At 64.9% G+C, this 14,771-nt stretch carries 13 protein-coding genes; 7 read left to right on the top strand and 6 right to left on the bottom strand.

Features of this window, described 5'->3' with window-relative positions:
* Positions 1-60: 60 nt before the first annotated feature.
* Genes NGM99_RS14750 through fliQ form a run of 7 tightly spaced genes read left to right on the top strand, consistent with a single transcriptional unit; the run spans position 61 to position 5,409 of the window.
* Positions 61-1,320, top strand: coding sequence for a flagellar hook protein FlgE (locus NGM99_RS14750; RefSeq protein ID WP_252820230.1), 1,260 nt, complete (start codon positions 61-63; stop codon positions 1,318-1,320).
* Positions 1,321-1,364: 44 nt separating this feature from the next.
* Positions 1,365-2,810, top strand: a complete 1,446-nt coding sequence (gene flgK, locus NGM99_RS14755; protein WP_252820232.1) for a flagellar hook-associated protein FlgK — start codon at positions 1,365-1,367, stop codon at positions 2,808-2,810.
* Between the two features lie 6 nt (positions 2,811-2,816).
* Positions 2,817-3,860 (top strand): flagellar hook-associated family protein, encoded by a 1,044-nt coding sequence (locus NGM99_RS14760; protein WP_252820234.1) that lies wholly within the window; start codon positions 2,817-2,819, stop codon positions 3,858-3,860.
* Positions 3,861-3,902: 42 nt separating this feature from the next.
* On the top strand, positions 3,903-4,250 hold the full coding sequence (gene flaF, locus NGM99_RS14765) for a flagellar biosynthesis regulator FlaF (protein WP_252820235.1): 348 nt from the start codon (positions 3,903-3,905) through the stop codon (positions 4,248-4,250).
* Complete coding sequence (gene flbT, locus NGM99_RS14770) at positions 4,247-4,720, top strand: flagellar biosynthesis repressor FlbT (protein WP_252820237.1); 474 nt, start codon at positions 4,247-4,249, stop codon at positions 4,718-4,720. Before flaF ends, flbT begins: the two co-directional genes overlap by 4 nt.
* A 3-nt stretch (positions 4,721-4,723) precedes the next feature.
* Complete coding sequence (gene flgD / locus NGM99_RS14775) at positions 4,724-5,137, top strand: flagellar hook assembly protein FlgD (RefSeq protein ID WP_252820239.1); 414 nt, start codon at positions 4,724-4,726, stop codon at positions 5,135-5,137.
* Entirely contained in the window at positions 5,134-5,409 is a 276-nt protein-coding gene (gene fliQ, locus NGM99_RS14780; protein WP_252820240.1) for a flagellar biosynthesis protein FliQ, read from the top strand. Before flgD ends, fliQ begins: the two co-directional genes overlap by 4 nt.
* A gap of 585 nt (positions 5,410-5,994) precedes the next feature.
* Here the strand turns inward: fliQ and NGM99_RS14785 are convergent.
* The 6 genes from NGM99_RS14785 to NGM99_RS14810 form a co-directional block, all read right to left on the bottom strand.
* Positions 5,995-7,659 carry a hypothetical protein gene (locus NGM99_RS14785; RefSeq protein WP_252820242.1) on the bottom strand — a complete coding sequence of 555 codons (1,665 nt, stop codon included), beginning with the start codon at positions 7,657-7,659 and terminating at the stop codon, positions 5,995-5,997.
* Complete coding sequence (locus NGM99_RS14790; RefSeq protein WP_252820790.1) at positions 7,656-8,804, bottom strand: protein-glutamate methylesterase/protein-glutamine glutaminase; 1,149 nt, start codon at positions 8,802-8,804, stop codon at positions 7,656-7,658. Before NGM99_RS14790 ends, NGM99_RS14785 begins: the two co-directional genes overlap by 4 nt.
* A gap of 35 nt (positions 8,805-8,839) precedes the next feature.
* Positions 8,840-9,721: a CheR family methyltransferase gene (locus tag NGM99_RS14795; RefSeq protein WP_252820244.1), complete on the bottom strand. Its 882-nt coding sequence runs from the start codon at positions 9,719-9,721 to the stop codon at positions 8,840-8,842.
* A gap of 12 nt (positions 9,722-9,733) precedes the next feature.
* Entirely contained in the window at positions 9,734-11,911 is a 2,178-nt protein-coding gene (locus NGM99_RS14800; protein WP_252820246.1) for a HAMP domain-containing methyl-accepting chemotaxis protein, read from the bottom strand.
* Positions 11,912-11,993: 82 nt separating this feature from the next.
* On the bottom strand, positions 11,994-12,479 hold the full coding sequence (locus NGM99_RS14805; protein ID WP_252820248.1) for a chemotaxis protein CheW: 486 nt from the start codon (positions 12,477-12,479) through the stop codon (positions 11,994-11,996).
* Between the two features lie 25 nt (positions 12,480-12,504).
* On the bottom strand, positions 12,505-14,691 hold the full coding sequence (locus tag NGM99_RS14810; protein ID WP_252820250.1) for a HAMP domain-containing methyl-accepting chemotaxis protein: 2,187 nt from the start codon (positions 14,689-14,691) through the stop codon (positions 12,505-12,507).
* Between the last annotated feature and the right edge of the window lie 80 nt (positions 14,692-14,771).

A 14,771-nucleotide genomic window follows, 5' to 3' on the forward strand; every position in this document is an offset into this window, starting at 1 on the left:
CCGCGCAAGCGCTCTGCCTTACGCTGGACTTCCCTTCATGTGTGTTCGGAGTCTTGTTGGATGAGCCTTTATGGAATGATGCGGACAGGTGTCTCGGGCATGAATGCCCAGGCCAACCGGCTGTCCGCCGTCGCAGACAATATCGGCAATTCCGGCACCACCGGCTACAAGCGCTCGCGCACCGAATTTTCCACCATGGTTCTGCCCGCGACTGCGGGCTCGTATAATTCGGGCGGCGTCAATTCGGCCGTCCAGAGCCTCGTTTCCGCCCAGGGCGCCCTGGCCTATACGACCTCGGTCACCGATCTCGCCGTCAACGGCAACGGCTTCTTCGTGGTCCAAAGTGCGAGCGGCCAGCCCTTTCTGACACGCGCCGGCGCTTTCGTGCCGAACGGTGAAGGCCAACTCGTCAACGCGGCGGGTTATCAGCTGATGGGCTACAGCCTGGCCAATGGCGAGCCGTCGGTCGCAGCCAACGGGTTCGGCGGTCTCGAGCCGGTCGTGCTGGCCGACGACAAGCTCGTCGCGACGCCGTCCACGAGCGGCAGCTTCACGGCCAAGCTTCCCGCTGGCGCGACGGCGGTGACCGGCGACACGCCGGGCGACAACTCGGCGACCTCCGCCTGGAACCAGAAGACCTCGCTGACCGCCTACGACAATGTCGGCAATCAGGTCACGCTCGACATGTATTTCACCAAGACCGGCGCCAACACCTGGGAGGTCTCGGTCTATGACAAGCGCGGCGCGGATGCGACGAGCGGCGGTTTCCCGTACGCGTCCGCCGCGCTTTCGACCCAGACGCTCAACTTCGATGCGACGACGGGCCAGCTGACCGCGGGAAGCACGAAGGAGCTTTCGCTCGCCATCCCGGGTGGCGGAACGATCGACCTCGACATGGCGAATATGAGCGAGCTCGCCGGCGACTACACGCTTCTGAAGGCGCAGATCGACGGCAATGCGCCGAGCGCCATCGACAAGGTGCAGATCGCCAAGGACGGTACGGTCTACGCCCAGTACCAGAACGGCACGCTCAAGGCGATGTACCGCATCCCGCTCGCCACCGCGACCAGCCCCGACAAGCTGCAGGTGGCGAACGGCAACGTTTATTCGCAGGGCACCGACTCGGGCGATATCCGCATGGGCTTCCCCGGGGCGGGCGGCCTGGGCGACGTGGTTTCGGGCGCGCTCGAGAACTCCAACGTCGACATCGCCGAGGAACTCACCGGCATGATCGAGTCGCAGCGTTCCTACACGGCCAACTCCAAGGTGTTCCAGACGGGTTCCGACCTGATGGACATTCTCGTCAACCTCAAGCGCTGAGTTCGTCTCGGCGCTTTTTATCCTGAAAGGTCCACTTTTCCGCCATGTCGCTTTCCACCGCCCTCACGATCGCGCAATCCGCGCTGGGCTCGACATCGCGGCAGGTGGGCACCGTTTCGCGCAATGTCGCGAACGTCAACAATGCCGACTACAACCGCCGCACCGCCGTTCAGGTCACCACCGTGCCCGGCGCGCGCGTGGCCCAGATCCAGCGTGCGGCGGACGAGCAGCTGTTGCGCCAGAACATCGCGGCCATCTCCGCCTATAGCGGGCAGTCCACGCTTTCGGCCGGTCTCGACCGGCTGACCACTTCGGTCAACGGCGTGGACAATGCGAGCGCGGCGGCGACCGCGCTCAGCAAGCTCGCGACGGCACTTCAAACCTACAGCGCGACACCCTCCAACAACAATCTGGCCGCAGTCGCCGTGCAATCCGCGCGCGACGTGGTGACGGCGCTGAACGAAGGCTCGGCCGCGATCCAGAACACGCGCCAGCAGGCCGACGAGGAGATCGCCTCTTCGGTCAGCCAGCTTAACGACCTCTTGAAGAAATTCGAGCAGGCCAACAATGAGGTGGTCAGCGGCACGCGGCTCGGGCGCGACACGTCGGACGCGCTCGACGCGCGCGACGCGACGCTCAAGCAGATCGCCGAACTCGTGCCGGTCTCGGCCATCACGCGCGGCTCCAACGATGTGGTGCTGGTGACGAATGACGGCACGACGCTCTTCGAGACCACCCCGCGCGAGGTGAAGTTCACGCAGACCTTCGGCTTCGGCGCGAATACGAGCGGCAACGCGGTCACCATTGACGGCGTGCCGGTCAAGGGCGGCAGCGGCGCATCGGGCAAGATCGCGGGGCTCGTCGAACTGCGCGACGGCGCCACGGTCAAGCTGCAGGCGCAGCTCGACGAAGTGGCGCGCGGCGTCATCATGGCGTTCCGCGAAACCGACCAGACCGGCGGCGGTTCTCTCGACAAGGCGGGACTTTTCTCCTGGAGCGGTGGACCCGACCTGCCCGGTGCCAGCCTGCAAAGCGGGCTGGCTGCCGCGATCACGGTCAATGCCGCCTTCGACGTGGCCCAGGGCGGCAATCCGGTGCTGTTGCGCGACGGCGGCGCGAACGGCACTGCCTACAAGGCGAACACGACGAACAGCGCATCCTATGCGAGCCTGATCATCGGCTATGGCGACCGGCTGGAAGCGCCGATCGCCTTCGATCCGGCGGCGGGCCTGGGGGCATCGGCCGGGCTCAACACATTCGCGAGCGCCTCGGTCGGCTGGCTCGATGGCGCGCGCCAGCAGGCGACCACGGGTGCCGAGACCAACGAGGCGCTGGTGTCGCGCATCTCGGAAGCGCTGTCGAACGCGACCGGCGTCAATCAGGACACCGAGATGTCGCTGCTGCTCGACCTCGAAAACAGCTACCAGGCGACCGCGCGCCTCATCAAGGCGGTGGACGAGATGATGCAATCGCTGATGGCTGCGGTGTAACGGCTCATGGCGATTTCCGGCGTTTCCACCCGTACCCTCGCGCAAAGCCTGCGCACCGCGCTCGTTCGCTCGCAGAACGAGATGAACAATGCGCAAAAGGAGGCGACCACCGGACGGCTGGCCGATCCGGGGCTCAAGCTCGGCTCGCTGACCTCGCAGACCGTGACGCTCAATCGCGAGATGGAGCGGCTCAACAACATCATCGACACCAACGCGCTGGCGGGCTCCCGGCTCTCCGCCACGCAGAACTCGCTCAAGGACCTGAGCACGCAGGCGCAGACATTCCTGTCCACGCTGATCGCAGGTTCGAGCGGCGACGCGACACCCGCGGTGATGCTGGCCTCGGCCAAATCGGCGCTGAGCTCGATGGGGTCGATCCTCAATGCCTCGTTCAACGGCGAGCAGATTTTTTCCGGCATCAACACGGATGTGAAGCCGTTCAAGGGCTTCGAGGCCGGCTCGGATGCGAAGACCGCCTTCGACACGGCGTTCCAGTCCTATTTCGGCTTCACCCAGACCGATCCCGGCGCGGCCAATATCTCGAAGACGGACATGGAAGGCTTTCTCGCTTCCGTCGAGCCGGATTTCCTCGGCGCCGGCTGGGATGCCAACTGGTCGAACGCGACGGATGCCACGATCCAGAGCCGCATCGCCCTCAACGAGACGGCCAGCACCTCGGTCAGCGCCAATATCGACCCCGTCAAGAAGCTCGCGATGGCAGCCGCACTCACCGCCGATCTCTATAGCGGCAATGTGAGCGAGGGCGCGCGGGAGGCCGTGAATGCGCGGGCACGCGCGCTGGTCTCCGAAGCGGTCGCCGGCATCGCCAACCTGCAGGCCTCGGTCGGCGTCACGGAAAACCGCATCACCGCCACCAGCGAGCGGCTCAAGATGCAGGCCGACGTGATGGAACTGCATATCCAGAAGCTGGAGGGTGCCGACCCCTACGAAGCGTCCACGCGCGTTTCGACGCTGATGACGCAGATCGAGACATCCTACGCGCTGACCGCGCGCATCCAGCAGCTGAGCCTCGCGAAGTATCTTTCGTGATGGCCGCGCTGCCCGCCCATTCCGCTCATCTGAAGCCCTGACATGTACCAGTTCGCCTACGACGATATCCAGACAGACTCCGTGGCCGAGGCGCGCGACCGGGAATACCAGGTCCTGTCGCGCTCGATCGAGCTGCTCGACGCCGCACGCCGGGCCGGCAGCAATTCGCATGAGGCGGTGGAGGCCATCCATTATCTCAACCGCGTCTGGACGGCACTTCTCGAAGACCTCGGCAGTTCGGAGAACGAACTGCCCAAGGAATTGCGCGCCAACCTGATCTCGATCGGCCTCTGGCTCATGCGCGAGGCCGACGAGCTGCGCCAGGGCCGGTCCGACAATTGGGACGGGCTGATCGAGGTTTCCGCCATTATCCGGGACGGCATGAAATGAAGCAGAACACGCTGAAAATCTCGCTCAAGCCCGGCGAGAAGATCTATCTCAACGGCGCCGTCATCCGCGTCGACCGCAAGGTCACGCTGGAACTGCTCAACGATGTGCAGTTCCTGCTCGAAAGCCATGTGCTGCAGGCGGCCAACGCCTCGACGCCGCTGCGCCAGCTTTATTTCGTGCTGCAGATCATGCTGATGAACCCGGAAGGGGCGGAGCAGGCGCGCGTGATGTTCCGCCGCTCGCTGCCGCTGCTTCTCGCCACCTTCGAGAACGAGACCATCCGTTCCTCTCTCAAGCATGTGGACGTGCTCGTTTCCGAGAACCGCCTGTTCGAGGCGCTGAAGGAGATCCGCGGCCTCTACGCGGTCGAGGAAAAGAGCCTCGCCGGCGCGCTGGCGGCGAAGAGCGCCCAGAGCGCCCAGACTGCGCCCGCTCATCTTCAACCCGAACCCATCGCCGCGAGCGCCTGAGCCATGGACGTTTCCGCTCTTTCCACAACGCCTCCGGCCGGCACGACGACCAAGACCGCTGCCACCAAGGCGCAGACGGACTATCAGTCCTTTCTGAAGCTGCTCGTCGCGCAGATGAAGAACCAGGACCCGACCAAGCCGAACGATTCGACCGAGTTCGTGGCGCAGCTCGCGCAGTTCTCTCAGGTCGAGCAGTCGATCCAGCTCAACACCAAGCTCGACGGCCTGCTTCAATCCTCCTCGCTTTCGCAGGCCGATGCCTTGATCGGGCGGACGATCACCTCTTCCGATGGCGCTGTCACCGGCACCGTCAAGGAAGTGAAGATCGCTTCCTCGGGTGCCACCGCCGTTCTGGTCAACGGGCAGGAAGTGGCGATCGGCGCGGGCATCAAGATCTCGGCGGGAGCGTCGTCGTGAACGAGGCGGATGCGCTCGATCTCGTGCAATATGCCATCTGGACGGTGCTGACGGCATCGGGCCCGGCGGTGGCCATCGCGATGGTGGTCGGCATCGTCATCGCGCTTTTCCAGGCACTGACCCAGATCCAGGAAGTGACGCTGACCTTCGTGCCCAAGATCCTTGCGATCCTGCTCGCGGTCGCGCTGACCGGACCCTTCGTGGGTGGGCAGATCTCGGCCTTTTCCAATGTGATCTTCGACCATATCGAGCACGGCTTCCATAACGGCTGAGTCTTCCCGCGCGCGTGAACACGCGTCGTCGCTGCCGCGCTCGGGTTTCGAGCCGGGGTATGGGGTGGTTGGGGTCCAAGAGACGGCGCATGGCGCTGGCCTCTGGACTTGAGTGAAGTGCATGACCCGCGCCATGCGCCGCTTTCGGTGTTCTTGCCCTAGGTCCACAGAACGGGGCGTCACCCACCGCTCCTCACTTGGGGCCCGGACTTAGGGGCTCATCACCCAGCCGCGCTACGTTGGCACGACCAGTCCGGCACCGTCCGCTCCACAGGATCGCCGTCGCGATCTGGCTCCCGATGAAGCGGTGAGCGAAATCTACGGCAAGGCGCGGAGGGGGTGGATGAAGAAAGTGCGGAAACGCGCGGATGTGGGGGATCGCGACCCTGCAGCCGCAATTTCGTCCATCACCGTGCCGGATCAGTTCCGGCGAGAGCGCGCAGCGGTTTTACTGTAAGAGCAGGGCTCAAGGCCGGTTCCGGCTTGCCGCATCCACGGCGCCGAACAGCGCCGTGGGCTTGAGATGCACAGCCCAGGGGAGGGCAAACGGAAGGGGAGGGGAGACGACGCGCCTTCCCCCGCTTCCTAGGCGTTGGCGAGCGAACCGATGAAGCGGTCGTGGACCACGCGCTCGCTCTGCATCGTGTAGCGCATGCGCAAGGTGGCCATGATGCTTTCGTCCGCCGCGCCGAGCGGCTGGCCTTGCGCGAAGCTTCCCTCGCTTTCGAGCCCGTCCGCCGCGCGCGTGATCTCGCCCGCGATGCCGATCTGGCCCGAGAAGGCCGTGGCGGCCGACACCAGCAGGTTCGAGACCTGCTTGTTTTCGACCGACAAAACCGAGCCCGCCGCCTTCAACCGTTCCTCGACGGCATCGAGAAGGTTGAGTGCGAGGCGCACCTGCTCTTCGATGCGGCCCACTTCGCCGGCCCCGCTCGCATGCGCGGCTTTCGCCACATGGGCTGCCAGTTCCGACACGCGCGACAGGCCACCGAGCGTTTCCTCGGCTGCCGAGACGGTTTCGGCCGTGAGTTCGCGCAGCTGCTGGGCGATCACGTTGAGCGCACGGCCTTCCTGACCCAGACGCGCGCAGCGCATGGTGGCGTTGAGGCTTAAGAGCCGCATATTGGCTTCGATGGCCTTCACCGAGGCGACATGGCCGAGCAGGGTTTCCACGACCTCCACCGCGCCGCTGGCGAGATGATCGAGCTTGGCGCGCTCGGCCTCGCAGGAGCGCAGGAGTTCGACGGCACCGCGCAAGGCGCCTGTCAGCTGGGCGAGCGCCGACTCCGAACCCTTGCCGGATGCGCCCGTCATCAGCTTGCTTTGGCGCACGATCTCGGAGGCGTCCGACACCAGCGAGCGCAGGTTCTTCTCGCCCGTCGCGGCATCCTGGCCGAGTTCAGCCGCGAGCGCGCGCATCTGCAGGGCCTGAAGGGTGCGCACATGGCCGCCCGTCGCGTCGCTGGGGTTGAGGGCCTGAAGCTGGTCGAGCGCGGCTTCCACATGTTCGAGCCGCTGGCGCGTGCTGTCGCCGACCTGCAGCGAGAACACGACCGTTCCCACGCGCTCGGCGATGCGGCCGGTGATCTCGTTCGTGCGCGAAGCCGCGTCCGCCGCCGTGCGGCGGTTCGCGGCCAGTTCCTCGAGCCGCCAGGACAGGTTGCTCGCGAGATCGACGAGGAGCGTGCGGTGGCCGGTCTCGAACTGGATGCGCTGGCTTTCGGTGCGCCGCACATGGTCGATCAGGTGCGCGAAGGCTTCCGAGAACTCGCGCACCGTGCCGCCGGCCTGCGAAGACAAAGTGGCGATGTCGCCGGTGAAGTCCTCGAAGCCTTCCATCTCGCCGATGCTCGCCGCCATCACGCGGGCGTTCACCGCCATGATGCCGATCATCTTCACCGTGCGGGCGAGGTTGGCGATCGGCACCTCGGCCGCGAGCAGCGCCTTGATGAGCTCGGCCATCGCGTCGCGCTCGGTGCCGAAGGAGGCCGCGACCTCGCGCGCCTGCGCGCCGATGCCGCTCAAGCCGTTGCTCGCCTCGATCAGTTCGGGGCTTTCGATGTCGCGCGGAATGGCCTGCAGGATCTTCGAGTGCCGGGACAGGATTTCCATGCAGCGGCCGAGCTGCGAGCCGACATCGAGAAACGAGCCCTCGATGGCCGCGCGGCGCTGGGCCAGCATGCCGGCGATCTCGTCGGCCGCGTCGGGCCGGGTGGTGTCCCAGTTCTCTCGGAGGGCAAGAGCGCTCATCGGGCGACCCGTCTTTCCGCGTGGGGGAGCGCCACGCTTTCGATTTCGTGAGCCACGCGGGAAAGCGGAACGACGCGCATCGCCGCTCCCCGCTCGACCGCTTCCTTGGGCATGCCATAGACCACGCATGTCGCCTCGTCCTGCGCGACGGTGTAGGCGCCCGCACTGCGCATTTCGAGGAGGCCCGCGGCGCCGTCGTCGCCCATGCCGGTCAGGATGATGCCGGTCGCGTTCGGGCCCGCATTCTGGGCGGCCGAGCGGAACAGCACATCCACGGACGGACGGTGGCGCGAGATATGCGGACCGTCGATGACGTTCACGTGGTAGCCGCGGCCCGTGCGCTTGAGCAGCATATGGTGGTTGCCGGGTGCGATGAGAGCCAGACCGGGGCGCACCTCGTCGCCATCCTCGGCTTCCTTCACCGTGATGGCGCACAGGCTGTCGAGACGGCGGGCGAAGGTGTTGGTGAACTTTTCCGGCATGTGCTGGACGATCACGATGCCCGGCGCGTTGGCGGGCAGGCGTTCGAGCACCTCGCGCAGGGCTTCCGTGCCGCCCGTCGAAGCACCGATGCAGACGACCGGTTCGGTGCGGGGAAGGGTGGTCTTCAGCGCGGCGAGCTTGGTGGGCGAAAGCGGCGGCATGATCACGTCGGCCTTGAGCTTGGCCTCGACCTGGATCGGGGGCGCGGCCTTGCGCAGGGATTTCAGCTTCTGGTGGCCGGCGGCCTTGGCGGCGTCGCAGATCTGCATGCGCGAATCGTGAAGCGCCTGGGCCGTGTCGGCGCGCGGCTTGGTGACCACATCCACGGCACCCGCCGCAAGCGCTTCGAGGAAGAGGTCCGAGCCCTTCTCGGTGTGGCTCGAACAGATCACCACCGGGATCGGGCGCTGCGCCATCAGCTTGCGCAGGAATGTGATGCCGTTCATGCGCGGCAGTTCGATGTCGAGAAAGATCACGTCCGGGATCTCGGCCTTGATCTTTTCGGCGGCGATATAGGGGTCGGCCGCCGTCGCCATCACTTCCAGCTCGGGATCGGAATTGACGATGTCGCTGAGCACGAGCCGCACGGAGGACGAGTCGTCCACGATCAGGACGCGCAGCTTGGGACCGTTCGCGGCGGTGCGACGCTCTTGAGTGGGCATAAGGGGAGCGGGCATGAGGGGGGCAGTCATCGCGGTCATGCCTTCTGGAACACGGCAGGCGCGACCTGCGTCAGGGCCAGGCCGTTGCCGATCATGGATTCGGAGTGGCCGAGGATGAGATATCCTTTCGGCCGCAAATGGTTGGTGAGACGGTTGATGACCGCGATCTGGTCATCCTTCTCGAAATAGATCAGTACGTTGCGCAAAAAGATCACGTCCACGTCCCGATCATAGGGATAGGACTTGTCCATCAGGTTAAGGTGCTCGAAGCGCACGAGGCGGCGAAGCTCGGGCACGATGCGCGCTTCCGGGCGCAGCGCGTTGCGCCGGTTCCACATCAGAAAGCGTTCCCTGACGCCTGCGGGCACCGGCGCCATCATGTCGGCCGGATAGACCGCGCGTTCCGCCTGTTCGAGGATCGAGGACGAGATGTCGGTGCCGAGGATGGCGAAGCGGAAGCCGCCGCGCGCGCTCGCGAGGTCGGCCAGGACCATCGCGGCGGTGTAGGCCTCCGCACCCGATGATGCGGCGGCACTCCAGATCTTCAGCAACGGCATCTGCTCGCGCCGGCGCTCGGCCAGAAGGGCGGGCACGAGCTTCTGTTTCAGAAGCTCGTAATGCTCGGGCTCGCGGAAGAAATCGGTCTTGTTGGTGGTCACCGCATCGATCACGAAGGGGAGTTCGGTCTCCAGCCCCCCTTCGTCGAAGAGGAAACGGCAGTAGCTTGCAAAGTCGGCGGCGCCGACCACGCGGAGCCGCTTGCGCAGGCGGCCTTCGACCATGGTGCGCTTGGTCGCCGGCAGCTTGATGCCCGTCTTGCCCGAAATCAGGCCGGCGAGCCGGTCGAAATCGCGGGGGGACAGGGTGTCGAGATCGCTCGTGTCGCGATCCCAAGTTTGAAGTGCCGCCTGAGCCAAGGGTGTTTTCCTTTACGCCACGCGACCGCGTGTGAACTCGGTGTCGAGGTCATCGTGGGCATCGCCGAGGTCGAGAGCGAAGCCGCCTTTGGCATGCCCATTCGATTGGCCGCTGGTGGCCTTGGCTGCAAGCCTGGGCTTGGTGGCGCGGACCGGGCTGGTGTGGGCGGCGGGCTTCTTCAGGTGCGGGGACGAGGCCATCACCGCGTCACGCAGATCGTCACGCGCAGGCGCCTTCAGCTGGATCGGCTGCACGGCTTCGCTGCTGGCGTGGGCGTCGGCATGGGTTGTGGCGGTCTGGGTCTCGTCCACGCGGAAGAAGCTGATCGCTTCCTGCAACTGCTCGGCCTGGGCCGCGAGCTCTTCGGAGGTCGAGGACATCTGTTCGGCGGCCGACGTGTTCTGCTGGGTCACCTTGTCGAGCTGCTGGATCGCCGCGTTGATCTGGGCGGCACCCGCATTCTGCTCGCGCGAGGCGCCCGAGATCTCTTCAACGAGTTCCGCCGTCTTCTGGATGTCGGGCACGAGCTTCTTGAGCATCTCGCCCGCAGCCTGTGCCGCCTGCACCGTGTCGGTGGACAGCGTCGAGATCTCGGCGGCGGCCGCCTGCGAGCGCTCGGCGAGCTTTCTCACTTCGGACGCCACCACCGCAAAGCCACGGCCATGCTCGCCCGCACGCGCCGCTTCCACCGCAGCATTCAGGGCAAGCAGATCCGTCTGGCGCGCGATCTCCTGCACCACGTTGATCTTCTGCGCGATGGTCTGCATGGCGGACACCGCACGGCCCACCGCTTCGCCGGACGCCTGAGCATCGAGTGCCGACTGACGCGCAATCGCTTCCGTCTGGCCCGCATTGTCGGCCGACTGCTTGATGGTCGCTGCCATCTCTTCCATGGACGCAGACGCTTCTTCCGTCGATGAGGCCTGCTCGGTCGCGCCCTGGCTCATCTGCTCGGCGGTGGCCGACATCTCCTGCGAGCCGGACGCCACATTGCGGGCAGCCATCGTCACTTCGCCGACCACCGAACGGAGCTTCTGGGTCATGCCGTTCAAGGCATCCACCAGATCGCGCACCTCGTCATGGGTCTTCACCGACGCCGACGCGTTCAAGTCGCCATCCGCCACCGAACGCGCCAGACCGATCGCCGAACGAAGACCACGCCCGATCGACAGAATGATCCATGTCGCCGCAATCGCCGCAATCAAAACAGAACCGATCAGAAGGCCCAGAAGCAAAGTGCGGCTCGTGGAATAGAGCGCGGCGCCCGCGGCTTTCTCCTGAACGATGCGGTTGTTGCTGCTCGTCACGATCTGCTCGAGCAGGCTGTTGGCCTTGTCGCGCAGCGGATTCATCTGGGTGATCAGCGCTTCCGCCTGCGTGTTGGAGCGCAGCGCGGCCGTATCCACGACCTTGTTCATCGCGTTGCGCATGGCCATGAAATCGCTCTGCGCCTGGTCCAGCGCCTTGACCTGCGTGCGATCCAGCGAGCTGCGGATATTGAGGAAACCGCCCGTGAGATCGGCGATCAGGGCCTTGTACTGCTTGATCGAGCCTGCCTGCTTTTCAGCATCCGTGCTGTTGAGAAGAACCGCGGTCGATGCGCCGTTGATGTCGGACACCGTCTTGCTCATCTGCATAACGGCCGCAAACGGGCGCGCGCTTTCCGTGTCACCGGCCAGAAGGCGCGACCGGATATCGTCGACGACGCGCTGCATCGAGGCATCGAACTTCTTCTTGGCCGCAGCCACTTCGGTCGTGGCAAGGTTCGCGGCCACGAAGTCCGTGTTCATCAGCGTCGCGCTTTCCGCCTGCTTCGCGAGCTTGCGGTATTCCGGCAGCACGGCCAGGAACTGCTTCATGTTCTCGGCGCTGGTCGGGTTGGTCAGCGTGCCGGAAAGTGCTTCCGCACTTTTCTGGAGGCTCAGATAAGTCTGAGACATGTTGGCCTGGAGCTGACGCATTTCGAGTTCGTCGGTGGACAACACCATTTGCCGGATGTCGCGACCGATGGTGCCGAGCTCGATCTGTATGTCGCGCATGGAAACCGCGCGGCCCATGATATCCGATGTCAAATTCATCGAACCGTTCAGTTTGCCGAGATTATCCATGGCGACGAACATGCTGACGCCCGAAAGGGCGATCACCGCCGTGAAGACCGTGGCCAGCTTGGCCTTGATCGTCAGTCTCATCTTTCTTCCATTCTGCCTGTTTGTTTACCGGCTTCCGAACCTCATCGGTTCGGGTGCGGAGGGGTGCTGCTGGGTATGGGGTTCATGCTGCCCGGTCGGCACGCGATGGCGCGTGCTCGACCAGGTCGGGGGTTGCGAAGAGCTGATCGAGGTCGAGCACGGAAACGAAGGCGCCGTTGCGCCGGCCGATGCCGGCAATCGCTTTGACCTGCCAGCGCGCGCCGATCTCGGGCTGCGGATCGAGCGCCTCGTCGTCGAGCACGGTGACCTCGAAGACGCGGTCGGTCTTGAGCGCCAGCGTCGTTTCGAGCCCGCCCTTGGGACAGACCTTCAGCACGACGATGCGCGTGCTGTCGGTGTCGCCCGCATCCGCCATGTCGAGCGTGCGGCGCAGGTCGACGACCGGGATGCCCTGGCCGCGCAGATCGATCATGCCGAGCAGGTTGGCGGGCGCCTTGGGCAGCTTGGCGATCGGGCGCAGTTCGAGGATTTCCTGCACCCGTTCGACGGGGGCGGCGAAGAGCTCCTCGCCGACACCCAGGGTGACGTATTGCCTTGTTCCGTTCATGGGGCTTTTCCGGGATGGACCGAGTTTACGCCACGCGACCGCGTGTGAACTCGGTGTCGAGGTCATCGTGGGCATCGCCGAGGTCGAGAGCGAAGCCGCCTTTGGCATGCCCATTCGATTGGCCGCTGGTGGCCTTGGCTGCAAGCCTGGGCTTGGTGGCGCGGACCGGGCTGGTGTGGGCGGCGGGCTTCTTCAGGTGCGGGGACGAGGCCATCACCGCGTCACGCAGATCGTCACGCGCAGGCGCCTTCAGCTGGATCGGCTGCACGGCTTCGCTGCTGGCGTGGGCGTCGGCATGGGTTGTGGCGGTCTGGGTCTCGTCCACGCGGAAGAAGCTGATCGCTTCCTGCAACTGCTCGGCCTGGGCCGCGAGCTCTTCGGAGGTCGAGGACATCTGTTCGGCGGCCGACGTGTTCTGCTGGGTCACCTTGTCGAGCTGCTGGATCGCCGCGTTGATCTGGGCGGCACCCGCATTCTGCTCGCGCGAGGCGCCCGAGATCTCTTCAACGAGTTCCGCCGTCTTCTGGATGTCGGGCACGAGCTTCTTGAGCATCTCGCCCGCAGCCTGTGCCGCCTGCACCGTGTCGGTGGACAGCGTCGAGATCTCGGCGGCGGCCGCCTGCGAGCGCTCGGCGAGCTTTCTCACTTCGGACGCCACCACCGCAAAGCCACGGCCATGCTCGCCCGCACGCGCCGCTTCCACCGCAGCATTCAGGGCAAGCAGATCCGTCTGGCGCGCGATCTCCTGCACCACGTTGATCTTCTGCGCGATGGTCTGCATGGCGGACACCGCACGGCCCACCGCTTCGCCGGACGCCTGAGCATCGAGTGCCGACTGACGCGCAATCGCTTCCGTCTGGCCCGCATTGTCGGCCGACTGCTTGATGGTCGCTGCCATCTCTTCCATGGACGCAGACGCTTCTTCCGTCGATGAGGCCTGCTCGGTCGCGCCCTGGCTCATCTGCTCGGCGGTGGCCGACATCTCCTGCGAGCCGGACGCCACATTGCGGGCAGCCATCGTCACTTCGCCGACCACCGAACGGAGCTTCTGGGTCATGCCGTTCAAGGCATCCACCAGATCGCGCACCTCGTCATGGGTCTTCACCGACGCCGACGCGTTCAAGTCGCCATCCGCCACCGAACGCGCCAGACCGATCGCCGAACGAAGACCACGCCCGATCGACAGAATGATCCATGTCGCCGCAATCGCCGCAATCAAAACAGAACCGATCAGAAGGCCCAGAAGCAAAGTGCGGCTCGTGGAATAGAGCGCGGCGCCTTCCTCCAGCTCTTTCTCCACCAGCTGGGCATTACGTGCGGATATGTTTCCCAGAAGCGTCTCCGCCTGAGCGGTGACCGGGTTAAGCTTTTCCGTCAGGATCGCGTCCGCATTGATGCTGCTATGCTTGACCGAAAGATCCACAGCCTTGTTCATCGCAGCTACGAGTTGCGTGAAGTCGTCCTTCACCGACTTGAACAGAGGGGCCTCGGACGGCGCCAGGGTTTGGCCCAGGCGCGTCATCTTGCCTTCCAGCTTTGCGGCGGACGCCTTGTAGTCCTTGACCCATTCGTCCTGCTTGGCGATCGACATGCTGCCTGCCAGGAGCACGTTGCGCTGCTGGCGGAACACGTCGCTGACATTCAGGGTCGTTTCCGCAAGCGTCGAATAAGCGTTGAAGGCGGTCGGATCGCCGCTGGCCACACGCGACGCAACAGTCGAGCGCAGCTTTTCAAGCGATGCTTCCATCTTGCCGATCGCCTGGGAGCCCTCCGTGGTCGAGACTTCGAAAGCCCGCAAATCGGTGTTCTTGAGGGTTTCAGTCTGGGCCTTGGTCGATGCATCCCAATACTGGTCGAGGGTAGAAAGGAAGGTGCGCATGTCGTCACGATTGGCCGGCAGGAGGAACTCGCCTTCCAGCTTCTCGCCGTCCGCCTTGATGTTCTGGAAGCCCGCGCGAAGCTGCGCCTGGCTCTGGCGCATCTCGAGCTCGTCGGTCGAGGCGATCATCTTCTGAAGGACGCCGTTGAGATCGCTCATATCCTTCTGCATGTCCTGCAATGCGGAAGAGCGCTTGATCGGACCCCGAACGACGCTTTCCAGCGATGTGTTCAGCGTGCCGAGATTCTGGACGGCGACGAACATGCTGACGCCAGACAGCGCCACGACGGTCGTGAAGACCGCGGCCAGCTTGGCCTTGATAGTCAATCTCATGATGGTGTCTTTCGCGCGACGCTAACCCCGGCGCCGCAAAGGAGGGCTTTGGCCAATCATCGGCCGAAGACGGCGACCAT

Source organism: Mesorhizobium liriopis, assembly GCF_024053505.1.
Classification (GTDB): domain Bacteria; phylum Pseudomonadota; class Alphaproteobacteria; order Rhizobiales; family Rhizobiaceae; genus Mesorhizobium_B; species Mesorhizobium_B liriopis.

Excerpts from the sequence above, each read along its gene's own strand:
- NGM99_RS14750 (WP_252820230.1), top strand. The coding sequence starts at position 61 with ATGAGCCTTTATGGAATGATGCGGACAGGTGTCTCGGGCATGAATGCC.
- flgK (WP_252820232.1), top strand. The coding sequence starts at position 1,365 with ATGTCGCTTTCCACCGCCCTCACGATCGCGCAATCCGCGCTGGGCTCG.
- NGM99_RS14760 (WP_252820234.1), top strand. The coding sequence starts at position 2,817 with ATGGCGATTTCCGGCGTTTCCACCCGTACCCTCGCGCAAAGCCTGCGC.
- flaF (WP_252820235.1), top strand. The coding sequence starts at position 3,903 with ATGTACCAGTTCGCCTACGACGATATCCAGACAGACTCCGTGGCCGAG.
- flbT (WP_252820237.1), top strand. The coding sequence starts at position 4,247 with ATGAAGCAGAACACGCTGAAAATCTCGCTCAAGCCCGGCGAGAAGATC.
- flgD (WP_252820239.1), top strand. The coding sequence starts at position 4,724 with ATGGACGTTTCCGCTCTTTCCACAACGCCTCCGGCCGGCACGACGACC.
- NGM99_RS14785 (WP_252820242.1), bottom strand. The coding sequence starts at position 7,659 with ATGAGCGCTCTTGCCCTCCGAGAGAACTGGGACACCACCCGGCCCGAC.
- NGM99_RS14790 (WP_252820790.1), bottom strand. The coding sequence starts at position 8,804 with ATGCCCACTCAAGAGCGTCGCACCGCCGCGAACGGTCCCAAGCTGCGC.
- NGM99_RS14800 (WP_252820246.1), bottom strand. The coding sequence starts at position 11,911 with ATGAGACTGACGATCAAGGCCAAGCTGGCCACGGTCTTCACGGCGGTG.
- NGM99_RS14805 (WP_252820248.1), bottom strand. The coding sequence starts at position 12,479 with ATGAACGGAACAAGGCAATACGTCACCCTGGGTGTCGGCGAGGAGCTC.
- NGM99_RS14810 (WP_252820250.1), bottom strand. The coding sequence starts at position 14,691 with ATGAGATTGACTATCAAGGCCAAGCTGGCCGCGGTCTTCACGACCGTC.